The sequence below is a fragment of the Gardnerella pickettii genome (assembly GCF_029226345.1).
GTDB classification, from domain to species: domain Bacteria; phylum Actinomycetota; class Actinomycetes; order Actinomycetales; family Bifidobacteriaceae; genus Bifidobacterium; species Bifidobacterium piotii.
Window position 1 is genome coordinate 1,110,932 of the sequence record NZ_JAKNCU010000001.1, and the last position, 24,599, is coordinate 1,135,530.

Below are 24,599 nucleotides of genomic sequence, written 5' to 3' on the forward strand. Positions count from 1 at the left end.
CCTCCCTCTCCGCGTATTTACTAAGCTTGCAAAGCAAAATGCAAAACTTACAGATTAAATAATCATCTGCTAACTACGGCCAGTAAATGGGCACTTATCATAAGCCATTAATAATATACCCCCCCCCCTATGAAAATATCAAGTGCGATTTGCGCGACGATCTGCCTTTTCGCTTAAAGCGTAGCGCGAAAAGGCAGATCAGAGCGCAAGCGATTATAGCGGGTATAATTAGAGTGCAAGTAAAACACGAGTGTATAGATGTATAGGTGGAACATGAAACGCATTAACACGGGCGCAAACACGGCAAGCAAAATCGCCGCAAACTCGCTAATCGTTTTTACATGTATCTTCCTTGCAACTTGCACAAGTCTGGGCGTAATCTACCGCGCGCAAGGGTGTTTAACAGATTTTAACTGGTTAAATGCGCTGATTTTTGTAATCGCATTTTGCGCATATTACGCAATTTTGAGGGTTCTTATTTATTTTGGCAAAAACGGAGTTATGCCAAAAATCGTAAGATTTATGCGCGCAGAATCATCGCAAGCAGAATTATCGCCAGAAAAATCAAAAACAAAATCAAAAACAAAACAATCGAAATCAAAAATCGCAACAACCCTACGCGCCGCATTTTTTAACGCAAAACGCGCCCTAAAGTGGTGTTTTTACCACTCAACCCGCCGCAAGCGAAACATTTTTCTAACGCTGATTATCGGCTGGCTATGGGCGCCAGTAACGCTGCTCGCCGCATACGGAGCCGACATTTGCTCGCAAATCCGCGAATACAGCTGGGCGTGGAATCAAGTTACTGGCTTAAAACAGCCATACATTGGCTTCTTTAGCTTTGTTCCAGCAGACATCTACCCAACAGCACACTATCTTTGGCCTGCAAAACCAACGTATTTAAGCGACCAACACAACATTGTTTTAACGCTCATTTACGGCGCTACAGCCGCAATATCGCGATATTTTACCGAATCGAACGATGCAGGAATCGTGCTGCTTGCCGTTATGCAATTTGTGCTCGCGGCATTTTGTTGCGCTGCAACCGCAAACCGATTCTTAAACACGCCGTGGGCTAAATCTAAAACAGGCGAATCGCAAGCTGGCTACACATCAATCACATCAACACCAATCACAACAACGCCAATCGCCTTGCGCGCAGCCGTAATAATCACATTTTTATTCAGTCCACTTGTAGTATTTTCAACGATTTCGCTTACAAAATCGCCACTGTTCGCGTTTGCGTTTGTGTGGTGGTTTGGAATAATGTACGAGCTTAATTGCCTTGATTTCAAGCAAAAGCCAGCCGCACACACAATCGTCGAATTAATAATCAGCGTGTGCATTATGCTGATTGCTGCAAAATACGCGTGGTACATTCTTGCGATTCAATTTGTGTTGATGATTATATCTAGCAGAAAACGTTGGAAAATATGGGTTTTGTGCATTCTGCTCCCAACAATTCTTATACATGGCGCAATTATGCTTGCCATTTCTAGCGGCGCGATTATAAATGGAGACCCAATCGAAAGCCGCGGAGTGCAACTTCAGCAAATCGCAAGAATCGCAAAGCTAGATCCAAAAAGCATACCGCATGCAGCAAAGCGCGCAATATCGCCAATTTTTAATCTTAGTCAAACTGCAGAAGCGTACACTCCTCAAGACGCGGATCCTGTAAAATCTTCTGGCTTGCAATCTAAAAAAGTGAGCTACCGTTGGCGTTATATTACAAAAGACGACATGAAAAAGTTTAACCACGCATGGTTGCTTATGATTACGCACAGCCCGATTGTTGCAACGGATGCGCTGCTAGCAAAGTCGTACGGCTACTTCGACATTCTAGACGTGCCTTATGTTGGCCCAGAATACTACGTAAACACCGAGAATATAAAGAATTCCGAGTGGATTCGCTACTGGCTGCCCGAGTGGCGTGGCGCTGTATCAAGCAGCGCGGAAGCGTGGAGCAATACGCCGATTCTTGGGTGGATTATTCACGGAAACTTGTATGTTGTTGCAACGTTGCTTATTGGCGTTGCCGAAATAGCATTGCGCAGGTGGAAAACGCTGGTTTTGCACGCGCCTCTTGCGCTTTTGATGGGCGTAATGGTGTTGGCTCCTGCAAACAATTTTGAGCGACACATGCTGCCGATTGCGTTTGTGTTCTTCTTTACGGTTCTAATGTTTATAAGGGATAGCGTTTGCATCTCATGCCGTAATACATGCCGTCAAAGTGATAAAATAAATTGCGATTTGGTGCATGATAGTACGCGCGAGGATTAGCACAACAATACACACTACAAGACACACGAGGATTCGCACAAGAATTGAGGGAGTGAATGGACGAAAACGCTGACTTTCTTACAATTCTTACAAGCGTAAAGCCAGATGACGAACGCAGTGAAGCATGCGAATCTGCCGAAGAATCTAGCGCACAAGGCTTTACACCAAGTTCCACACCAAACTTTACGCCAATGCCATGCGCTCCAAAAAGCGAAGATGCACTCGGAATTTTTGACATTCGAGACGGCAAAATTTTTGACGCATCAACACGCTTGCGATTACACGCGCTAATCGGAACGTGCCTTATGAACGGAATCTACGACAGCCGCGTAAGCGCGCTAATGCACCTCTTGCAATGGCAAGAAAATACGCGATTCGTGGCGATTGCAGGCACGTATAAAACGGAATTGAACGCAAACGACGACAACCCAAATCCAACACCGCAAAACGCAGGCGCGCATGCGGCGCAGAACAACACAGACTCTTTAAGACGCGCAATATGGACGCAACTTGGCGCATGCGGCGCATACGATGCAATAGTTGACAGAGTGCAGCTAGACGCCATTAGCGCGCGTGCAAAAACGTGGAAAATCGGCGGAAAATCGGGGGGAAGCGTCTCGCGCAAAGATGCAGCGCCTTCGCACATAATCATTCTTGCGCTAAGAGAAAACCCAAATCCAACAGCATTAAACAAGATGTGCGAAGTGTTTGAAAAGTCGGGAAAACCCGTTTGCATAAGCGAAGTTGTAGTCGGCGCGCAAAAAATATGCAAAGAAATCACAGCAACACTTGCAGCGCTTGCCGTTGCGCCGTCTGTAACACATTTGCCGCAAATAATCCGCTGCGACGACGTTCTTCCAGAGCGCGCACTTATAGGCGATGAAACCGCCGTAGAAACCTTATACACTAAGGTGTATCAAAGCTTGGCGCCGTACAACCCAGATGACCCGACTTTGCAAACAGTAGACGCTTTCTTGCGATTTGGCGGCGCGCTAGATCAAACTTCGCACAATCTTAACGTGCATCCAAACACAATACGATACCGCTTGCGCAAAGTTGCGCAAACAACAGGCTGGGACGCCACCGATCCGCGAGAAGCATACGTTTTGCAAACTGCGATTACGATTGGGCGCATCCACGATTCTGCGCTCTAAAGCAAAAGCGCCGAAAACAATGTGCTCTAAAAAAGAACACACTATTTTCAGCGCTAAAAAATTACTCAGCTATGCTTGGCTAAAATCACGCAGCAATGCTTGCAATATCCACTGGAACGCCAGGAGCCATTGTAGAGGTAATCGTTACCTTAGTGATGTAACGACCCTTGATGGTTGTAGGCTTCAAGCGGCGAATCTCATCGGCAACAGCCTTGAAGTTCTCTTCAAGAGCCTTATCGTCGAAGGAAAGCTTGCCAAACAGGAAGGAAAGATTGCCCTGACGATCAACGCGGAACTCAATCTTACCGCCCTTAATATCGGCAACAGCCTTTGCAACATCCATTGTAACGGTGCCAGTCTTAGGATTTGGCATCAAGCTACGAGGACCAAGCACACGACCAAGGCGACCAACCTTGCCCATCATGTCTGGGGTTGCAACAACGGCATCGAAGTCAAGGAAGCCACCGGCAACCTTCTCGATAAGCTCGTCATCGCCAACAATGTCTGCGCCAGCTTCTTGAGCCTCAGTAGCCTTTGGGCCACGAGCAAACACCAAAACCTTAGCGGTTTTACCAGTGCCATTAGGCAAGTTCACAACGCCACGAACCAACTGATCCGCCTTGCGAGGATCCACATTAAGGCGCATAACAGCCTCAGCAGACTCGTCGAAAGCGTGCTTTGGCATGCTCTTAAGCAAAGCAATAGCCTCAGCTGGGGTGTAAAGGTTGTTGCGGTCAATCTTCTCAGCCGCTTCACGATACTTCTTAGAACGCTTCACCATTTTTTCCACTCACTTTCAGTCGGTAACGGTAATACCCATCGAGCGAGCAGTGCCCGCGATAATCTTCATACCAGCTTCAACATCTCGTGCAGAAAGATCTGGCATCTTGATTTCGGCGATTTCGCGCACCTGAGCCTTGGTTACAGAACCAACCTTGTGTGTCAATGGGTTCTCGGTGCCCTTAGGAATGCCAGCAGCCTTAAGCAACAAAGCAGCAGCTGGTGGAGTCTTAAGAATAAATGTAAAGGAACGATCTTCGTAAACAGTAATTTCTACTGGAACGATCTGACCCATCTTGTCCTTCGTCTGGTCGTTATAGGCCTTGCAGAAGTCCATGATGTTTACGCCGTGGGAGCCTAATGCAGGACCCAGTGGTGGGGCTGGATTTGCTTTACCAGCCTGAATCTCGAGCTTAATAAGCGCAGAGACTTTCTTTTTTGGAGCCATAATATGGTTCTTCTTTCTTTTGAAGCGGTTAAATCGGCGCCCTAAAACGTTGATATTAAGCCGTTTTAAGGATCCTCCCGCAACTTATATTGCTGTGCTGTGCTAGCGGATTACTCCTCCAGTCACAAGCTTTCCTATTATGCCACTTTGCCGCGACGATTTGGTGACACAAGATGTAGTGTGATTGTACTGAATTTTGGTGTTTTTGTCGTTAGCGCGGTCTAAGCGCGCTAACGTCTTCGCTTGCGTTGAAAGCACACTGTGCTTTCAACCTTAAGCAAGCTCAGCGCTCCGAATTGCTTTTTCGCGCTACGCTTTAAGCGAAAAAGCAGGTCGAAGCGAAAAGCGGCAAGGAATTCGTGATAACCACAAAAACCTTGCCGCATTCAAAACGCATCCGCGACTAATGCGCTAGCAAATCGCTAACCAGCAAATCACGCTAGCAACCAGCCGCATGCGTTAACAAAGTTAACAAAAGAGCCTAGAACTACTTAAGTTCAACAGTTGCGCCGGCTTCTTCAAGAGCAGCCTTAGCCTTGTCGGCATCTTCCTTCTTAGCCTTCTCGAGGACTGGCTTTGGAGCATTGTCAACAATGTCCTTAGCTTCCTTCAAGCCGAGGCCAGTCAAAGCCTTAACAGCCTTGATGACGGCAACCTTCTGAGCACCTGCAGAAGCGAGAACAACGTCAAACTCGTCCTTCTCTTCCTCAGCAGCGCCAGCGGCAGCGGCTGGAGCAGCAGCAACAGCAGCTACAGGAGCAGCAGCCTCAACATCGAACTTCTCTTCAAAGGCCTTGACGAACTCAGAAAGCTCGACGAGGGTCATTTCACCGAAAGCTTCAAGAAGCTCTTCGCTAGTGAGCTTAGCCATAATGGCTTCCTTTCTTACTTGGCCAGACACACCTTGTGCCTTAGAGCCATAACATTTTTATTATTTTTTGGTCTCATGCAGCAAGCTGCAAGGGAATCAAGCGGCCTTTTCCTGCTTCTCGCGCAAAGCGTCGATAGTACGCACTGCCTTGGTTGGCAAAGCGTTGAACAGGTAGGCGGCCTTGGACATGGTGCCCTTGAGCGCGCCAGCCATCTCGGAAAGCAATTCTGGGCGAGACTTGAGGTCTGCCAGCTGCTTGGCGCCTTCGGCATCGTAAACGGTTCCATCTGCGAAACCGCCCTTGATGACGAGGGTCTTATTCTCTTTGGCAAAATCACGCAAGGTCTTAGCAGCCTCAATGAAATCGCCCTTTACAAAGGTGATTGCAGTTGGGCCAGCAAGAAGCTCATCAAGACCTTCAATGCCCGCTTCCTTAGCGGCAATGCGAGCAAGCGTATTCTTAGCCACAGAGTAGGAAGTATCGCGGCCTAGCTTTTCGCGCAGAGAAGAAATCTGCGGAACTGTAAGCCCGCGGTACTCGGTAAGGTAGACAGCGTCGGCGTTACGGAACAAATCCGTAAGCTCTGCAACTACCGCTTCCTTTTCGGGCCTCTTCATGGCGTTCCTTCCTAAATTGGCCGCTGGAATGGAAATAACATATCAAAAAAGCCCTGCGCACAGCAGAGCATCCAAAAAACACATAGTGTTAAAAAGTTTGTGAAAAATCGCAAATCAATCGCAACAATCACTGCTCAACCTGTGCTGGCATGACACATCATTTTCAGGAATCTTGCGACTCCACCAACGGTCTGTGGTTTACGTTGGGCAAGTTTAATACCTACTTGCGACAATGTCAATATTTTTTCGCAAACTTTATATTATTTTATTTAAGATTACTTAATATTACTTAAGATTACTTATTTAAGATTATTTAAGAGCGTACTCAACACGCGCGGTTGCTGGCGACTTATCCCAAACTAATGCGGAAAAATCGCAAGGGAAAAATCGCAAGCAGCCGTACGCATCAAATACGCTCGTAAAATAATTAATTAAATTAATATCTAACTAATATCTAACTTAACTAATATCTAACTAGCAGATTTACAAAACTGCGTTAGCAACAAAGTCAAGAATGAACAAAAGCGAAACAATCCAAAGCATTGGATGCACGTCTTTAGCGCGCTTCTTGCAAGTCATAACTAAGCAGTACATGATGAATCCAGCGGCAATGCCGTAAGAAATCGAGTAAGAGAACGCCATAAACACGGCGGCGAAGAACGCAGGAATAGCTTCGGAAATATCGTCCCAAGCAATCTCCTTTAACGAGCTTGCCATCATGCAACCTACAACTACAAGCACGCCAGCCGTAGCAGCTGCAGGAACAGCGCTAGCAAATGGCGCAAGAACAATCGAAAGCGCAAAGCACACGGAAACAACTACAGAAGTCAAACCAGTGCGGCCACCAGCACCAATACCAGCAGCAGACTCAACGTAAGTAGTTGTGTTAGAAGTACCGCAAATTGCGCCAACCGAAGTTGCAATCGAATCAGCAAACAGCGCACGATCCATCTTGGAGCTAAAGCCAGAGCCGTTTTCCAAAGCCTTCTCATCTGCCTCCGAGAAAATGCCAGTTCTGCGGCCTGTTCCAATAAACGTTCCCAAAGTGTCGAAAGTATCCGACATAGAGAAGGCGAAAATAGTTACCAAAACAAGCGGAATGCGTGCTGGATTAGAGAAGAGAGCAGGGAAACCTTGCGGGCCAAAAATAGCACCAAAGGTGGTTGGAAGCTGGGCAAAAGCATCCGTAACAGAAACGGCATTATTTAGCGAAGTTAAGCCAAGCGGAATACCAATCAAAGAGGTTACAATAATCGTAATAAGCAAGCTTGCGCGAACCTTAAGAACAGTAAGAACAATAGCCAAAACAAGTCCAATAAGGAATAGCCACAAAATAGGATTGTTCATAACCGCAAGACCTGGAATAGCAGCGGTTGGCTTACTCTTAGCGGCGGCTGCAGGATCTTTAGAAGTAAAGGTGATTAAGCCAACGCTCATAATGCCAACGTATGCAACGAATAAACCAATGCCACCACCAATCGCGTGTTGCAACGAAGTTGGGATGGCACGAATAATCATCTTACGAATCTTGGTAACGGTAATAATAATGTTAATTAAACCGCACAAGAACACCATACACATGGCTTCTTGCCACGTAAAATGCAAGCCAAAGCACACTGTGTATGTGAAGAATGCGTTAAGACCCATGCCAGCAGCTTGAGCGTAAGGCACGTTAGCAAACAAGCCCATAACAAGCGTGCCAATAATTGCTGCGATGATTGTAGCGAGGAAAACGCCACCCTTAGGCATGCCAGTTTGGCTTAAAATCATTGGGTTTACAACAATAATGTACGACATTGCAAAGAATGTAGTGAGACCTGCAGTGATCTCCGTTGATACATTCGTGCCGTTTTCTTTGAGATGGAAGAACTTTTCCATAAACTCTCTGTTCCTTGGTTTTACAGCGCAAAAGACCATAAAAAGCGTGGCGAGAGCACTTGAGCAATCGCGGACGCAATTACATTTGGGCATTCACGCAGAGGTTACTGCGACTCGCTCGGCGCGCAAAGCACAAGCCGAACAAACACTCTAGAAAGCTAGCGAGAATTAGAAACGACTCATAGAACTTTGAACAACCGAACAGGTTCGACCTTACGCGCACGTGCTGACCAAAGAAAAATCGCGCAAAAATTATGCAAAAATCGCGCAAAAATCACCCAGAAACCGCGGCAAAAATCACCCAAAGCGGCCAGAAATATAGCGTTCCGCCTCCGCATTGCGCGGATTGTTAAACATAGTGGTAGTATCTGCAAAATACTCAAGATGACCTGGTTTTCCAACAGCCTTAAGGTTAAAGAACGCAGTGTAGTCGGCCACACGCGCAGCCTGTTGCATATTGTGCGTTACAATCACAATCGTGTAATCGCGCTTAAGCTCGTTAATCAAATCTTCTACAGCAAGAGTAGAAATTGGGTCAAGCGCAGAGCAAGGCTCATCCATAAGCAACACTTGCGGATGCACAGCTACAGCTCGCGCAATACAAAGCCGTTGCTGCTGGCCGCCAGAAAGCCCGATTCCTGGCTTATCGAGTCTATCTTTAACTTCGTTCCACAAATTCGCGCCACGCAAAGCCCACTCAACTAGGTCATCGGCGTCTTGCTTTGAAATATGGCGATTATTTAAGCGAACTCCTGCAAGAACGTTTTCTCGAATAGACATTGTTGGGAAAGGATTTGGGCGCTGGAACACCATTCCAACATCTCGGCGAACAGCCACAGGATCCACATCTTTGCCATACAAATCGCGGCCTTCAAGCAACACCTGACCTTCTACGCGAGCGCCTGGAGTAATCTCGTGCATGCGGTCTAAAGTGCGCAAAACCGTTGATTTTCCACATCCCGAAGGCCCGATAAAAGCCGTAACCTTGTTTGGCTCAATGCTTATGTTAACGTCTTCTACTGCTAGAAAATCACCGTAGTAAATGTTCAAATGCTTAACATCAATGCGCTGACCCATTTGCGCCTCACTTTCTAAAATCTATTTCGCTCTGTTTCGACTTATTTCGCATTATTTCGTCTTACTTTGCTTTTACTGAAAACACGCGAGCCACAACTCGCCCAACAATATTCAGCAGCAAAACAATCACAATCAACGCAAGCGCCGCTGCCCACGCGCGCTCCATCGGAATCGTAGTAACGCACGAAGATGGCGCGTTAGCTGGGCAATTCGCCGAAAGCTTTGAATACTCCTGGTAAACGTACACTGGCAAAGTGGTCATTTGCCCGTCAAAAAGATTGAAATTCGTGGATGCAATAAACCCAGCTGCCATTAAAAGCGGAGCCGTCTCGCCAATCACGCGCGCAACAGCAAGAATACAGCCAGAAACAATGCCAGGCAAAGCGGTTCGCAATACGATTTTTGTAATCATGCGCTGCTTTGTAACGCCTAGAGCAAGCGCCGCTTCTCGTAAATCGTTCGGCACAATTTTTAACATTTCTTGACACGACTTAACAACAGTTGGCAGCATAAGCAGCGAAAGCGCAACCGACCCTTCAAAACCGTTGATTGTTCCAGGACCCACAAAAATCGTAAAGCTAGAAAACGCAAACAAGCCAGCCACAATCGAAGGAATTCCGCTCATAACGTCTACAACAAGATTAATCACCCTAGCTAAGCGACTTCCTCTCGCATACTCAATCAAATACACGGAGCACATAATTCCAATCGGAATCGAAATCAGCATTGCGCCAAGCGTAATCTCCAAAGTTCCAATAATGGCGTGCAAAATACCGCCGTAACCGCCTGTTCCAGTTGCAGCGCCACCAACAACATAAGTCATATTATGCGTTAAAAAGTCAAGATTTAATCGCTTAATGCCGTTTGCAATAGTCGTAAAAAGCAAAGAAAGAAGCGGAATTAGCGCAACTATAAAAGACAGGAAGATTAGAACGCGCATAAACGCGTCTTTTCGCTTGCGACTTGCGATTCTAGAGCGCGTTGGGCGGAACTTGTTAAAGTCGATTTTTGGGGATTCGCAGCTATCTTCAATAGTCTGATCAACCCCAACAACCCCAGCTTGTAACGATTGCGAATTTTGCATCATGCACTCGCCTTTCCCGTGATTTTGCGAGCAATAAGGTTTACAGCGAATGAAATAACAAACAGCACCAAACCTGTAGCAATAAGCGCACTAACACCCAATCCGTTTGCTTCTGGGTATTGCGCTGCTATGTTTGCTGCAATAGTTTGGTTTTGTGAAGCTTGCAAAATGTTGAATTTAAAGGTGAATCCTGGAGACAAAATCATAAGAACTGCCATTGTCTCGCCAAGCGCGCGACCAAGACCAAGCATAGATGCGGAGACGATTCCCGACTTTGCAAACGGCAAAACCGCTAGCTTTATCATCTCCCACTTTGTGGCACCGAGTGCGAGCGCACCTTCTTGTTGCAATCGCGGAGCTTGCTGGAAAATGTCTCGCGCCATAGAAGTTATAATCGGCAAAATCATAACTGCCAGAACAATACTAACGGTTGCAGCGCTACGCGAAGGACTTGCCGCAGGTCCTGCAAAAAGCGGAATCCAGCCAAAAATGTGCGAAATAAACTTCCAGAACGGGTATATTGCTGGCACGAGCACCAATCCGCCCCAAAGACCGTAGATTACGGACGGAATTGCAGCAAGCAAATCAACAACACCGCTTAAAAGCGGCACTATTTTTGGCGGAGCATAATGGCTTATAAACAGCGCGATTCCAATCGAAACAAAGAATGCAAAGAGCAGAGCGAGCGCAGACATAAGAACAGTTCCAAAAACCATCGGCGCTACGTAGCTTAGAAAATCATGCGCTTTGCCACCAGTAAAGTCCAAAAATACTTGACTTACTTGGCTTTTGTTTGCGCCTAGAATCGGCCACGCTTGAAACAGCAAGAACAGCGCCACAGCTGTAAGCACCATTAAAATCAGCAATCCGCATAAAAGAGCCACGTTTTTGAACACGCGGTCGGCAAAATGGCCGCTTTTGTTCGCATCCTTACTGATTTCAGTTCTTTGTTTAGAACTCACTCATGCTCCTTTTGTAGTCATTATATAAATGCTATCAGCAGCAATATATTGACTACTCTAAAATCTTTGCAAAATGCTATTTTTACTTGCCAATCGACTGAATTGACTGAATCGACTTGTTAATCCTGCCCATAAGCTTTTCTGGCAAAGGCGCAGTTCCAGCAGCACCTTGAGCCGCAGCCTGGCCATCTTTGCTAACAACGTACGAAAGCCACGACTTTGCAAATCGCGCAGTCGCAGCATCTTTGTACGCATTGCACACAATATCGTAAGAAACTAGCACAATCGGATAAGCGCCTTTTTCTTCCGTTTTGTGGTTTATTTTAACAACAACGCGGTGCTTTGCTTTTGCTGCAGCATCTTCGTCAACCTTTGAATCGTTAACGGTTATAGAGCCACCTTCTGGGCTAATCTGGTTGTAAGAATCTCCCACTTTTACTGCAACAGTTCCAAGCTTTCCAACTTGCGAGAAGTCCGCGTATCCAATCGCTCCGTCTGCCATGCGGATTGTGGAAACAACGCCAGACGTGCCTTTTGCGCCCTGGCCTACGCTATTTGGCCAATTTTCGCTAAGATCGTACGCCCAATCGCTTGGAGCAACGTCTTTTATGTAGCTTAAGAAGTTCTGCGTTGTGCCAGACTTGTCGGACCTGTGAACAACTGTAATCGGCTTATCTGGAAGCTTTAGCTTTGGATTTTGCGATTTAATTGCATCGTCGTTCCAACGCGTAATCTTGCCGTCGAAGATTTTTGCGATTGTAGAAGCGTCCATATTTATGTGCTTTCCAGCATCCGAAACGCCTTTTAGATTAAAGATTACTGCGATTGGAGAAACGTATACTGGAACGTCGAAAGCTGTAGTGCCATTAGCGCAAACCGACTTAGACTTTTCAACTTCGTCGTCGCTTAGCGATTTATCGGACCCAGCCCAAGCTGTGGCTCCCGTCATAAATGTTGTAACTCCTGCGCCTGAGCCAGTTGGATTATAGGCGATTTTAGCGCCAGGATTTTTGGATTGGAATCCTGCAATCCACGCTTCTACAGCAACCTGCTGGGAAGATGCACCAGATCCTTGGAAGTTTCCTACGATTTTTGCGGAAGAATTTGTGGACGGTTGCGAACTGCTTGCAGGAATATTGTCGCCACAAGCCGCAAAGCTTACTAAAGTTGCGGACGCTAACAATCCTGCTGCAATCGCGCGCATATTCCACTTTGTGTTCAATTTGATTGATCGATTTTTTACTGCACTATTTTCTACTGCATTTTTTACTGCATTTTTACGCATATTCTTCATTCCTTTCAAGAAGAATTGCCATTATGCCAGCCAATCTGCGTTTCTCGTATAACCTACCGCAAATTTTCCTCTTAAATTAATTAAACTAATGTTCAAAACTGGCATCTTTTATTTCTTATTACCTTTTTCTTCTATTAACGATGCCAATATTAAGAGGGGGGTAAAAACCTTGCCGCCAAAATCTGATTGAGCTTAGAAAATGGCGGCATTTAGCGCTACTCGCCTTTTGATTGACGGTGCAACGCGTCGGCGACCACATCGGCGTGTTGAATTCTACAAATTTCTAGCAATATTTACCGTCATTTTTGCAGCCGTATCCGCGTATTCGGATATGTCGAAAGTGTGAAACTCCTCGTATTTTGTGTCTGCATTGTCGCTCATTGCGCGCACAACTAACGCTGGAACGTCGTTTCTTGCAGCAACGTGAAGAATCGCAGCGCCTTCCATTTCTACAGCATCCGCTTGAGTTGCCTCAATTACTTCCGCCACTTTTTCGGGCGTGTCTACAAAATATCCACCAGATGCGATTGTTCCCAAAATGTGATTAATGCCCATCTTTGTTAAAACACTGTCTGCTGTTTTAAGAAGATAATCGTCTGAATGGTACTCGTTTGTAAACGGTTTCCACTGACTAATCATGCGCATGTCGGTGTCTAAATATCTTAATGTTTTTCCAAGAACAACATCATTCGTATGCAAATTTTTATTGAGATTTCCTGCAATTCCCGAAAAGATTACAGCCTGCGGCTTGTACGTATCAATTAAATACTGCGCAGTTGCAGCAGCATTTACAAGTCCCATTCCGCCAACTGTTGCAGCAACTTCGATTTTTCCGCCATCTTCGCATTCAAGCACACCGCAAGATACATCTAAGCTGGCGGCTTTATTATGCTTAACATTGCTAAGAGAAGCGGCAATGTGCGCAACTTCTTCTTCCATAGCGCCAACAATGGCGATTTTTGTAAACTTAGGCATTCGTCAAATCATCCTTTAATCTTAATCGTATGTGTTGCATTTAATCTCGCGCGTTGTATTTAATCTCGCGCGTTGCATTGCGTCTAATCAAAAATACGCTTACACAACACATAATAACAAAAGACGCGGTTGCAATTTTTAGCAAAGCGCTGCACGTGAATTCAAACCAAGGATTTGTAGCTGGAACATTCAAAAACTCCATGATTTGATTTTGAAGCGCAATAAATCCAAAGAAAGACGCTATTAGCAAAACGCAAATCGTAGAGCCAACAACAAGACGCCATCCGCGCACAAAAACGCAAAGCACAATCAACGTAATAAACGGAACAATAACGCTAAACCATAGTGCGGAACAGGCAACAACTGTGTAGCCTTTGCTGTGAGTGCCGCGATACCACGCAAACGCCAGAAGAAATGCGCCAGCAAGCAAAAGCGCAAAAATCGCATATCGTGCAATTGGAAGAGCGCGGCTTAAAGCGCCATCTTTATCTTTAGGAAGACTGTTGCGATTTGTGGCTGGCGATTCACACATTTTGCACTCCTTTGTTCAAAAATGCTGACTATTTGAGGATTTATTGTAATAGTTTGTAACTAAAAAAAAACACGGCGTGTCGCCATATAATCGCACTACAGTTTTGTTTGTTTGTGTAGTGCGTTTGTATCAAAAAACACGGAAATTCAGTACAATCGCACTACAGTTCTGCGTGTTTATGTAGTGCGATTGTATGACGACACGCCGTAAATCAGGTACAAACGCACTACACGATTACGCTAAGCGCGGTAGAGATTCGAAATTTTTCGCCCTGAATGAGATGTTTCGCTCGCGCGGTCTAAGCGCGCTCACGTCTTCGCCGCACGTAAAGTCCACTGGACTTTACGTTTGAGCGGCTCAGCGCTCCGAATTGCCTTCTCGCGCTACGCTCTAAGCTCGAAGGCAGGTCGGAGCGAATCAAGACTTAAGTCGGCGAGAAGAAACAGACTGCGCAAGAGTGTTAAGCAAACGCTCGGTATCTTCCCAAGAAATGCATCGATCCGTAATCGACTTTCCGTACTCAAGCTCACTCAAAGGCGCAGGATCTTGGTTTCCGCCTTGCAAGAAGCTTTCCATCATAACGCCTTTAATGCCCTTTTCGCCGTGCGCAAAACGATCCGCAATATCTTGCACAACTTGAATCTGGCGATGTTCATCTTTGCCAGAATTCCCGTGCGAGCAGTCGATTACAACGCCATTAGACGCTACGCAATTCGCTCCAAGCCTCAATCGAACTGAAGCAACGGCAGCTGCAACAGAAGATGCATCGTAGTTTGGCCCCTTGCTAGAGCCGCGCAAAACAACATGACAATCAGGGTTTCCAAGCGTTTGTACAGCGCAAGCGCGTCCAAGATGGTCAATTCCAAAGAAAGTGTGATGCTGGCTAGCAGCTAGGCAGCCATTGACGGCGGCAGTAACAGAGCCATCTGTAGCGTTCTTAAATCCAACTGGCATAGAAAGACCACTAGCAAGCTGGCGGTGAATCTGCGATTCCGTGTTGCGCGCGCCAATCGCCCCCCAGCTAACCGCATCCGCAATAAACTGCGGGCTAGTCGGCTCCAAAAACTCGGTTGCTGCAGCCAAACCAGCGTCCAAAACGCCAAGAAGCGTGCGACGCGCCAAAAGCAAACCCTTGTGAATATCGTGCGTGCCGTCAATATCTGGGTCGTTAATCAAGCCCTTCCAGCCAACTGTTGTGCGCGGCTTTTCAAAGTAAACGCGCATAACAATCAAAAGCTCGCCTTCGAGCTTTGCGCGCAAATCAGCCAAACGAGACGCGTAGTCAAGAGCCGCAGCGGGGTCGTGAACCGAGCAAGGTCCAACGATTACAAGCAAGCGGTCGTCGTCTCCGTTAAGGCATCCGCGAATCTCATCGCGTGACTCGGCAACAATATCTTGCGCATACGGAGAAAGTGGCAACTCGCCAAGAACTTGAGCAGGAGTGGGAAGCGGCTCCAACTCCAACACGCGACGGTTGATTATGCGATCTACGCCAACCTGGTCTTCCCAGCGCTCGAATTTAGACGAGTCAAGCGGATTCATGCCGTTTTCAACAGCTTGCTTGACTGCGCTTGAAATGCGCTGATCAGGCGTAGATTCCATTTGTCACCATCCTATAAAATAAGCTGCGCTAAATGTGGAAGCGTTTGACGTAATTACAAAAGCACTACAAGTTTATGTAGTCGCTCCGACCTGCCTTTGTGCGTTACGCTCTAAGCGAAAAAGGCAGATCCTGTCGTTAGCGCGGTCTAAGCGCGCTAACGTCTTCGCAGCGCAGAAGCAATTGCAATGCTTTATAGGGGTACTTCGCAAAGTCATCAGTCAAAGCGCGTGCGCAGAAGCAATGCTTCTGCCTTAAGCGGCTCGGGCGCTTTGGAGTAGCTTAAGCGCCCAATGCGCTTAAGCTAAGCCACTGCATTCGCGCGGTCTACGCGCGCGAATGTCCTCGCTTGCGTTGAAAGTCCACTGGACTTTCAACCTGAGCAAGCTCGGGCGCGCTCGAGTAGGCTAATTTCCTAGTGAAATTAGCCTAGGCGAGCGCGCCCATTGGGTCCCACGCCGGTAAAACAATTGCTGGTTCTTCTAGTGCTTTCTTATATTCTTCTGGCAAAAGAGCCTTAGGCACAGCAACCTCGTACACGTACTCAGTAAACCAATCGTCGCTCATAGTAAAGTAACCCTTGTCGGCAATCTCTGGCCCCCAAGAGTTCTCAACACGCCAGCGGCGAGTAGTCGTGCCGTCATCCGCAACATCAACTCCAGCAAACGCCATAGCATGATTCATAGCCGAATCAGCAAAACGCACTCGCTGCTCCTTGTTCAAATCAAAATCAACGCCATAAACGCGATCGTACTCAAACAAATCCGTAGCCCACGCGCCATTATCGCGATCCATCATAGGGTGGCAATCCGCACCAAACCAAACTGGAATACCCTGCTCAACAAGAATCTTACGCACGCAATCCTTCATAAACTGGTTTGGCACGTTCAAATATTCCGTAGCATCTCCGCCAGCAACATTGCCCAAATGCTCAATCGCAATCTTCTTGCCCTTTGGATGCTCCGCACGTGGATCGTCCACCAAGCAAACATAGTCTTCCAAACCAGCAGTAACGTACTTCTTCCAAAACTCAACTGGCGTAATTTCGCCATCGCGATGGAACTTTCCGTCCTCGTCTGTCCACTCCCAATCGAAGCTCTTTGGCGGCTCACCCAAGTGGATTGTAAGAATCCTATGACCCGCAGCCATAGTCGTCTCAATAATATTGTCAATGTCGGCAGCGTTGGCATACATATGAGCCACAGCCGTGTGCAAAAGCTTTTTAAGCTGAGTATTCATATCTCCAGTGTCTTTAGAAGACTCTGTTTCTGGATACAAATCCTTAGGAACAGCACCATACTTCTTATAGACGTTCATAGCCATAGTCCACTGACCGCCGTCACCCATAACGTCACTGAGCAAATGCTGCAATAAACGAGAATCGGAAGGCTCTCCAGAGCGAACAAGAGCCGCAACATCCTTTAAGAAGTAGTTGATTCGCTCAAGCTTGTCGAAGTACATTGCGTAATTTTGCGAAAACTCAAAATCTTTAACTTTAAGCGATTTTTTAGCAACAAATCGCGCAACATTCAAAGAACTAAATAACCAGCAGCGACCAGAATGATCCTGATGCCTTGCGTCGCCATTATCCACAACCGTTGAGAATCGGCGCTGCAGCAGGCGAGCGCGGTCGTAGTTTCGCGCCACTTTTTCGATTCCTGCAGCCGTAACGCCGTTCATTGCCAAACGATTCAATGGATTTGCGTCAAAATCGTCACGCAAACCTTGCAAAGCTTCGGCACTTAATTCACAGATCTCAGTCACTGTATAACCTTTCTTGTTTTTCTTGTTTTATGTTTATTTTTTATAGTTTATTTTAGCTTTTTTCGCAAATCTTGCGGCTTGCTTGCGATTTTTCCGCGCAAATCACTCATCCAAATCACGCCGCGCGCATCTACGCCAGAAATTCACGACTCTTGAACTCACGACTCCTGCGCAATCGCCTCTTCCACTTGAGCTTGTGCATCTTTTCTAGCCTGCTTTTGAGCATCCGCATCTCTACGCTCCGAAGCAACATCACCTGCAGAATCGCCAGAATTGCCCTGCTTGCCAGATGCATCTCCAAAGTCAAATCCCGAGAATGCGTTTGCAAACAAAGACCTAAGCTCAGTAACGCGCTGCGTGATTTGCGCTTCCCTATGCTGCAACTGCGTTAAGCGCGCCGTCATGCCGTCCAGCTCCTTCTGAGCCGCAGCCCTACGCTCTTCCACCTGAGCCGTAGCATCTTGCATAGCTTTGCGAACGATTTGCGCAGCCTGAGCATCCGCATCCTTATGCGCTTGAGCAGCATAATCATCCGCATCTTGATGCACTGTTTTCGCTCGCGCAACAAGCGCATCCGCCTCTTCTTGCGCAGCACGCTCACGCTCTTTTAGACCAGAAATAAGCTCGTTCACCTTTTTTGTGGCCTCTTCTTGCTGAGCGGCAATATCGTTTCTAATTTGCTCAACTTCTGCACTAACTTGGCTAAGAGTACGCGTGCGCTCAACTTGCGCTTCGTCTGCAATCTCTTGGGCTTTTGCAGCTGCAGCATCCGTGATTTCTCCAGCCTTGCGCTGAGCATCCGCCATCATCTTTGTTGCGCGCTCTTGCATATCTGCAAGCTTCTTATTTGCTTCTGCTAAAGCCGATTCAATTTGATCATTCGTTTCTGCTTTAGCATGTGCGATTTCCGCGTTTGCAGCCGACCTTTGTTCCGCGATTTTTTGCGCTGCATCCGCCTTTAGCTGTGCAATTGCGCGTTCTTGCTCGGATTTTTCGGATGCCATTCGCTTCGTGTGCTCTTCACGCGCATTGTTGATTTCTAGCGTTGCAGCATCTTTTTGTGCATTAACATCTTTACTCGTTGTTTCGCGCAAACGCTCTGAATCCTCTTTCGCAGCGCTTGTCATCTGATTTGCCTTATTGCTTGCCGTAGAAAGCAGCGTATCTGCCTTAGTTTGCGCTTCTTGAAGCAAATGTTCCGCGTCTAATTTTGCATTATTCAGTAAAGTTCCTGCCTGAGCTTGAGCCGTCTTTTTAATAGACGCAGCGTCTTGCTTTGCACGCTCAATTAATTGCGCACTAGTTTGCTCTGCCGAAGCAAGTAATTGTTGCGCATTTGCGCCCAAAGATGCAAAAGTATTTCCGCTTTTTGCGCGTTTTACATTATTTTTTTCTTCTTGCAATTGTGCTTGCAATTGAAGAATAGATTCGTCACTAGATCGCACTTGTTCACGCAAACGCGATATTGTGCGCTCATAGTTGGTAAAGGCTTCGTTGACTTTATCTTTGTCGTACCCTCGCAAAGCAGTTGGGAAACGATCTGGCACCATGTTTATTCCTTTCACAAACCCCCGCACGACTACTACTTATCGTGCACACTCCATCAGCAATAACACTATCACTTTAGTTGCTAAAACACTCGAGCGTGTCGCGCAAACTACTTGAGCAATATTCCCGAAGACGAAGGTTTCATATAGTAATTTACAGCTTCGCAAATTATGCTTTTTCCAGCTTTTATTTGCGCGTCCAATGGCAGCCCGTGGCGCGCATCATGCAACGCAACCACTGGCGGAAAACTTACAAACCCTGCAATTATGTGCTTTTTAGAATTATTCGACGCCCAATCTAGCAATCTATAAAACAGCGAATTGCAAACATATGTTCCTGCATCCGAGCTTAGCGTAGACGCAATCCCACTATGAGCAAAATCGTTTAGAATCATTCTTAGCGGCAGCCTAGTCCAGTACGCAGCAGGCCCATTTTCAACGATTGATACGCTTTGAGGAGTGTGGTTATCTACGTCTGGCTTATTTGCATCCATTATGTTTGTAGCGCATCGTTCTAGTTGCACTCCACGAGCCGCGTGCTTTACGCCTGTTGCAATTACAATATCCGCGTCTTGCGCGTTAATCGTTTCTAAAAGATGCGGCCAAGCATTTGCAAAGCTGATTGGCAACATTACAGACGTGATTTTTACGCTAACATCTTCTGGAAGATCAAAATCCGCAAGCAAATCGCCATTTTTGGCGTGTTCAAGAACTAGCGGCACTTCGTGCGAAGGATTTATGCTTAAATCCTCGTATGGCCCAAACCCAGAAATCACTACGTTAATTTGATTCATAACAATAGCTTTCTATAGCTTTCTAACAATAGCTTTTACTTGTCTTTAACTACAAGCGCAAGCAATCGTCCTTCGTGAGATTTTCCTGCAAGACCAGCGCGCCTGTGAGAATACCATAATGGATTTTCCAGCGTACACATTGGGTTTTGCAACGCCTTAAGGCGACTTTCCAGCGCTTCGCCTTCGCCGTCTACCTTACAAATCGTTTGCAACTCTTCATCTTTAGCCAAATATTGTGTGGCAGCAGTAACACGCGGCAAAGCGTCGACAATGTTTGCAACTCCTGCAAGCGCTAAATCAATGCGAGCAGCTTCTGCAATATCAATTCCAAGTCCACCAAAACGCGTTTGCGTTACAGTTTGTGGGTATCGGCGTTCAAAGTCGCGCGCGATTTCTTCGCCAACTTCGTAGCAATCACCACAAATGCATGGCCCTAAAACAGCTGTTATATTCGAGCGTTCGGCTCCCTTTTCGCACATTGCTTCAATAACAGAATCAAGCACGCCAGCCATTAAGCCTTTTCTGCCACAATGCGCTGCAGCAATTACGCCAGATTCACTATCTGCAAGCAAAACTGGCAAGCAATCTGCAGCAAACATTCCTAAAGCAAGCGAGCAAGCAGTTGAAACTTGCGCGTCCGCTTCGATTTTAGCGTGTGAATCTGCAAAACCTGTAGCATCAAATCCGTACGGAGTGTTCCACGAATCAACTATTGAATCTGCATCAAAAACGCTATTTCCGTGAACTTGGCTAACAAGGCACAAGTCAGATTTAAGCGCGCGTTGCAAAGCGCAACGGTTGCTAAACACAGATTTAGCATCGTCACCAGCTTTGCCACCTAAGTTAAGCGACGCAAACGCACCTTCGGAAATTCCACCTAATCGTGTTGTAAAAACAGCATGAGCGCGTGCTCCAAGTGGCACTGGAATTGTCACTGGAATTGGCAAGCCATCTTCGTCTTCATGCGCAAGTGGCATTCCTGCTACGCTAGTTTCTTGCATATTATTCGCTTTCGTTTTGTCTTATTCGTTTTGTCTTATTTGATGCAACAACTTATTTTATGTAAAAGTTAATCACAATTAGACTAACCCAAATAAGCTAATTCTTTATCGCTTAATTGCAAATCTGCAGCCTTTAAGCTATCTAAAATCGTAGCTGGCCTATGCGCGCCTGGAATAACAAAAACATTGTTTCCCTTAGCAAGCTCCCAAGCCAAAACAACCTGTTGATAGCTAACGTTGTGATCATTTGCAACTTTGCGGAATGGGTCAAAAAGATGTTCGTCATACGGGTGACGGAACCCTCCAAGCGGACTCCAGCAAACAAACGCAATTCCAAGCTTCTTGCAATATTGCAACGTGTCTTCGTTTTCTAGATGCACTGGAGAATACTGATTTTGAACAGCAACAAGATTTTCTCCCAAAATCTCACGCGCAATGTCAATCTGCTCAACAGATGCGTTAGAAATGCCGATTTCTCGCGCGACTCCCTCATCAAGCAGCTGTTGCATTGCTTCAATCGACTCGTTGTATGGAACTTCTGGATCTGGCCTGTGGAAGTAAAGCAAATCAATCGTATCTACGCCAAGAGCCATTGCAGACTCTTTAGCGTGCGCAATTAAATGCTCTGGCTTTCCATCTTTACCCCACGTTGGCTTGCCATCTGTAAAGTTGCGGAAGTGACCGACTTTTGTTGCAACAAGAATCGAAGACTTGTCTCCATTCCAGCTATCCAATGCCTCGCGCACAAGCTTTTCGCCAGTTTGCTCCTCGCCGCCCGAGCAATAATACGCCCATGCCGTATCTATATGCGTGCATCCAGCGTTTAGAGCCGCGTGGATTGTTTCAATGCCCATACTGTGTCCAAGATTGTTTTCAATCGTTAATGGCATCTCGCCAAAGCCAATAGCTGTAGTGTTAAACGATCCTATAGTGCGATTCATGGCCATTTTGCTCCTGTTCAAATACTTCAAATGTTTCAAAATGCCCCCAAGCGCAAAAAGCAACTTGAAGGCATTTAGATTTTTTATTTTATATGACTAGGCGCTTATGCGCTTGCGTCTTTATCTTGCGATTAGCTTGCGATTAATCCTCGTCAAATGGGTCAAAATCGCGGCGGATTCTGCGACGAGGGCGCTCAGAGCGCTCCTCGCGAGCAGCGCGGTACTCATCGTAGTGATCGTCGTCTGCAGCGTAGCGCAAATTGCGGTCGCTCACTCTGCGATCCGATCCGCGACGAGGACGCTCTGCGCGGTCGTCTGAACGATCGGAACGCTCTGCGCGCTCGCTTGAGCTATCATCTCGGTCGTCATAGCGATCGTCGCGAACGCTACGGCGGCGAGGACGGTCTTCATAATCGTTGTTATCGTAGCGATCGCTTCTGCGATCATCCCTTCTAGAAGAGCGTTCATCGTAGCGGCTGGAACGATCAGAACGATTTTCCCTATCGTCATAGCGCGAATCGCGATCATCGCGAACGCTACGGCGGCGAGGACGATCATCTCTATCTCCTCTGTCTCCACGATCATCCCTATCGTCGCGTGGAGCACGCCTACGGTCACTTCTGCGATCATCCCTATCTTCACGATCTTCGCGAGATCCACGACCACGGTTTTCACGAGGCGCTGGCGCCGAAGACTCTTGATTTTCAAAACCTGGAATTGCCAAAGAGATCTTGCCGCGCTCGTCTACGCTTTGCACGATTACTTCTACGGTATCTCCCTCTTTAAGCACATCTTCAACGGTGTCGATGCGCTCACCGTTAGCAAGATTACGAATCTGGGAAATATGTAACAGGCCGTCGCTTCCAGGAGTCAAGTTTACGAAAGCACCAAAGCTCGTAGTCTTAACAACCTTGCCAGTAAAAGTCTCGCCAGCCTTTGGAATACGTGGATTTGCAATAGAATCAATGATTTCCTTAGCCTTTTGAGCAGCTTCGCCACCTTCGGAAGAGATGTACACAGTACCGTCATCTTCAATAGCAATCTCGGCACCAGTTTCTTCTTGAATCTGGTTAATCATCTTACCCTTAGGGCCAATTACTTCGCCAATCTTATCTACAGGAATCGTAGTTGTAATAATGCGTGGAGCAAATGGGCTCATCTCTGCTGGGCAATCAATGCACTCGTTAATCACTTCAAGAATAGTCGTGCGCGCCTCGTGAGCTTGCTGCAAAGCAGCAGCCAAAATGTCTGCTGGAATGCCATCAAGCTTAGTATCAAGCTGCAAAGCAGTAATAAATTCAGACGTACCAGCAACCTTAAAGTCCATATCTCCAAACGCATCTTCTGCGCCAAGAATATCGGTCAAAGTCTTAAAGATGTGCTTGCCATCAACGTCTCCCGAAACCAAGCCCATAGCAATGCCAGCAACTGGAGCCTTCAAAGGAACGCCAGCAGCGAGCAAGGAAAGCGTAGAAGCACACACAGAGCCCATAGACGTAGAGCCGTTGGAACCAATAGCTTCCGATACTTGACGAATGGCGTATGGGAACTCTTCGCGGCTTGGCAAAACTGGCACTAAAGCCTTCTCTGCCAAAGCACCATGACCAATCTCGCGGCGCTTTGGAGAACCAACGCGACCCGTTTCGCCAGTGGAGTATGGAGGCATCTCGTAGTTGTGCATGTAGCGCTTGGTTTGTGGGCCAGAAAGCGCATCCACTTGCTGCTCCATCTTAAGCATGTTCAAAGTAGTTACGCCCAAAATCTGGGTTTCGCCGCGCTGGAAGAGCGCAGAACCATGAACGCGAGGAACAATATCAACTTCTGCACTAAGCGTACGAATATCGCGCAAGCCGCGGCCGTCAATACGGTAATCTTCCGTCAAAATACGACGACGAACAATCTGGCGCTGCAACTCCTTGAACGCATTGCCGAGTTCCTTTTCTTTCTCGGCTTCGTCCATATCAGTAAACTCTTGCGCAATCGCCTCGCGCACGCCTTCTTTAATCTCCGCAATGCGGTCTTGGCGTGGAAGCTTTTCTGCAATAGAAAGAGCCTCGTTCAAATCAGCATGAGCAATCTCATCGATTCTTGCATAAAGCTCATCCGTATACTCTGGGAACAGCTGGAATTCCTTGGTTTCCTTAGACGCAATTCGCTTCAACTCATTTTGCGCTTCGCAAATAACCTTAATGAACGGCTTTGCGGCTTCTAAGCCTCCAGCTACAACTTCCTCATCTGGCTTAATTTGACCCTCATTATAAATCAAATTCCAAGCATTCTTACCAGCGCCAGCTTCAATCATTGCAATCGCAACATCGCCATTTTCAATAACGCGACCAGCAACAACAATCTCAAATACAGCACGCTCACGCTCACTCCAACGAGGGAATGCAACCCACTGGCCATCAATCAAAGCCAAACGCACACCAGAAACTGGACCTTCAAATGGCAAACCAGAAATCATAGTAGAAGCAGATGCAGCGTTCAAAGCAATAACGTCGTAAGCATCATCTGGATTAATTGCCAAAATCGTTTCTACAACTTGCACTTCGTTACGCAAAGTGTGTGGGAAAAGCGGGCGCAACGGGCGGTCAATAATACGGCACGCAAGCGTTGCCTCATTTGACGGGCGTCCTTCTCTGCGGAAGAAAGATCCTGGAATCTTACCAGCAGCGTACATTTTTTCTTCCACATCCACAGTCAGTGGGAAGAAATCGTAGTTTTCTTTTGGACTAGATCCTGCAGTCGTCGTCGACAAAATCATGGAATCATCATCCAAGTATGCGGCAACAGCACCGTCAGCCTGCTGAGCGAGGCGACCAGTTTCAAAGCGTAGCGTACGCTTTCCAAATGAACCATTATCAATAACGGCTTCTACAGCCTTAATTTCGGGACCCTCCACGGGTTCCTCCTTTTCTTAACTTACCTAATCAACCAACATGCGTCGTCATTGGCAGACTCGCTTTTTTGTTACCTTTACCTAACATCCGCGCGAATCT

General features: G+C 46.8%; 20 protein-coding genes. 2 read left to right on the forward strand and 18 right to left on the reverse strand.

The genetic code is table 11. From position 1 onward, the window contains the following. Nucleotides 1-273 precede the first annotated feature (273 nt). Entirely contained in the window at nucleotides 274-2,280 is a 2,007-nt protein-coding gene (locus tag MAF46_RS04440; protein ID WP_230953888.1) for a DUF6020 family protein, read from the forward strand. Nucleotides 2,281-2,336: 56 nt separating this feature from the next. Then, nucleotides 2,337-3,434, forward strand: a complete 1,098-nt coding sequence (locus MAF46_RS04445) for a helix-turn-helix domain-containing protein (protein ID WP_060785847.1) — start codon at nucleotides 2,337-2,339, stop codon at nucleotides 3,432-3,434. 85 nt (nucleotides 3,435-3,519) lie between these two features. Here MAF46_RS04445 and rplA read toward each other — a convergent pair whose 3' ends face one another. From rplA to MAF46_RS04535, 18 genes are all read right to left on the reverse strand, one after another. Then, on the reverse strand, nucleotides 3,520-4,215 hold the full coding sequence (gene rplA, locus MAF46_RS04450) for a 50S ribosomal protein L1 (RefSeq protein ID WP_004118314.1): 696 nt from the start codon (nucleotides 4,213-4,215) through the stop codon (nucleotides 3,520-3,522). A 15-nt stretch (nucleotides 4,216-4,230) separates the two neighbouring features. Next, nucleotides 4,231-4,662: a 50S ribosomal protein L11 gene (gene rplK, locus MAF46_RS04455; RefSeq protein ID WP_004112010.1), complete on the reverse strand. Its 432-nt coding sequence runs from the start codon at nucleotides 4,660-4,662 to the stop codon at nucleotides 4,231-4,233. Nucleotides 4,663-5,149: 487 nt separating this feature from the next. Beyond that, nucleotides 5,150-5,533: a 50S ribosomal protein L7/L12 gene (rplL, locus tag MAF46_RS04460; protein WP_004112006.1), complete on the reverse strand. Its 384-nt coding sequence runs from the start codon at nucleotides 5,531-5,533 to the stop codon at nucleotides 5,150-5,152. Nucleotides 5,534-5,629: 96 nt separating this feature from the next. Continuing rightward, on the reverse strand, nucleotides 5,630-6,151 hold the full coding sequence (gene rplJ, locus MAF46_RS04465) for a 50S ribosomal protein L10 (RefSeq protein ID WP_004112001.1): 522 nt from the start codon (nucleotides 6,149-6,151) through the stop codon (nucleotides 5,630-5,632). 483 nt (nucleotides 6,152-6,634) lie between these two features. Next, nucleotides 6,635-8,029 (reverse strand): NCS2 family permease, encoded by a 1,395-nt coding sequence (locus MAF46_RS04470; RefSeq protein WP_004131666.1) that lies wholly within the window; start codon nucleotides 8,027-8,029, stop codon nucleotides 6,635-6,637. Between the two features lie 297 nt (nucleotides 8,030-8,326). Continuing rightward, entirely contained in the window at nucleotides 8,327-9,106 is a 780-nt protein-coding gene (gene pstB / locus MAF46_RS04475; RefSeq protein WP_004131665.1) for a phosphate ABC transporter ATP-binding protein PstB, read from the reverse strand. A gap of 61 nt (nucleotides 9,107-9,167) precedes the next feature. After that, nucleotides 9,168-10,193, reverse strand: a complete 1,026-nt coding sequence (gene pstA, locus MAF46_RS04480; RefSeq protein WP_060785846.1) for a phosphate ABC transporter permease PstA — start codon at nucleotides 10,191-10,193, stop codon at nucleotides 9,168-9,170. After that, entirely contained in the window at nucleotides 10,190-11,152 is a 963-nt protein-coding gene (gene pstC, locus MAF46_RS04485) for a phosphate ABC transporter permease subunit PstC (protein WP_060785845.1), read from the reverse strand. Before pstC ends, pstA begins: the two co-directional genes overlap by 4 nt. 82 nt (nucleotides 11,153-11,234) lie before the next feature. After that, nucleotides 11,235-12,446 (reverse strand): phosphate ABC transporter substrate-binding protein PstS, encoded by a 1,212-nt coding sequence (pstS, locus tag MAF46_RS04490; protein WP_081090829.1) that lies wholly within the window; start codon nucleotides 12,444-12,446, stop codon nucleotides 11,235-11,237. A 273-nt stretch (nucleotides 12,447-12,719) separates the two neighbouring features. After that, nucleotides 12,720-13,421 carry a 5'-methylthioadenosine/S-adenosylhomocysteine nucleosidase gene (mtnN, locus tag MAF46_RS04495; RefSeq protein ID WP_060785843.1) on the reverse strand — a complete coding sequence of 234 codons (702 nt, stop codon included), beginning with the start codon at nucleotides 13,419-13,421 and terminating at the stop codon, nucleotides 12,720-12,722. A gap of 40 nt (nucleotides 13,422-13,461) precedes the next feature. Further along, nucleotides 13,462-13,953, reverse strand: a complete 492-nt coding sequence (locus MAF46_RS04500) for a hypothetical protein (RefSeq protein WP_060785842.1) — start codon at nucleotides 13,951-13,953, stop codon at nucleotides 13,462-13,464. Between the two features lie 417 nt (nucleotides 13,954-14,370). Continuing rightward, the gene (locus MAF46_RS04505; protein ID WP_004133517.1) at nucleotides 14,371-15,555 is read right to left on the reverse strand and encodes a 3-deoxy-7-phosphoheptulonate synthase; all 1,185 of its coding nucleotides are present in this window, start codon (nucleotides 15,553-15,555) and stop codon (nucleotides 14,371-14,373) included. 427 nt (nucleotides 15,556-15,982) lie between these two features. Further along, on the reverse strand, nucleotides 15,983-17,317 hold the full coding sequence (locus tag MAF46_RS04510) for a C1 family peptidase (protein WP_004133519.1): 1,335 nt from the start codon (nucleotides 17,315-17,317) through the stop codon (nucleotides 15,983-15,985). A 158-nt stretch (nucleotides 17,318-17,475) separates the two neighbouring features. Continuing rightward, nucleotides 17,476-18,867, reverse strand: a complete 1,392-nt coding sequence (locus tag MAF46_RS04515) for a hypothetical protein (RefSeq protein ID WP_020758714.1) — start codon at nucleotides 18,865-18,867, stop codon at nucleotides 17,476-17,478. Nucleotides 18,868-18,974: 107 nt separating this feature from the next. Beyond that, the gene (locus MAF46_RS04520; RefSeq protein WP_060785841.1) at nucleotides 18,975-19,658 is read right to left on the reverse strand and encodes a pyroglutamyl-peptidase I; all 684 of its coding nucleotides are present in this window, start codon (nucleotides 19,656-19,658) and stop codon (nucleotides 18,975-18,977) included. Nucleotides 19,659-19,693: 35 nt separating this feature from the next. Further along, entirely contained in the window at nucleotides 19,694-20,659 is a 966-nt protein-coding gene (locus MAF46_RS04525; protein WP_004133522.1) for a purine nucleoside phosphorylase YfiH/LACC1 family protein, read from the reverse strand. A gap of 83 nt (nucleotides 20,660-20,742) precedes the next feature. Continuing rightward, nucleotides 20,743-21,606, reverse strand: coding sequence for an aldo/keto reductase (locus MAF46_RS04530; RefSeq protein ID WP_032843141.1), 864 nt, complete (start codon nucleotides 21,604-21,606; stop codon nucleotides 20,743-20,745). A gap of 136 nt (nucleotides 21,607-21,742) precedes the next feature. Then, nucleotides 21,743-24,502, reverse strand: a complete 2,760-nt coding sequence (locus MAF46_RS04535) for a polyribonucleotide nucleotidyltransferase (protein WP_060785840.1) — start codon at nucleotides 24,500-24,502, stop codon at nucleotides 21,743-21,745. Nucleotides 24,503-24,599 lie beyond the last annotated feature (97 nt).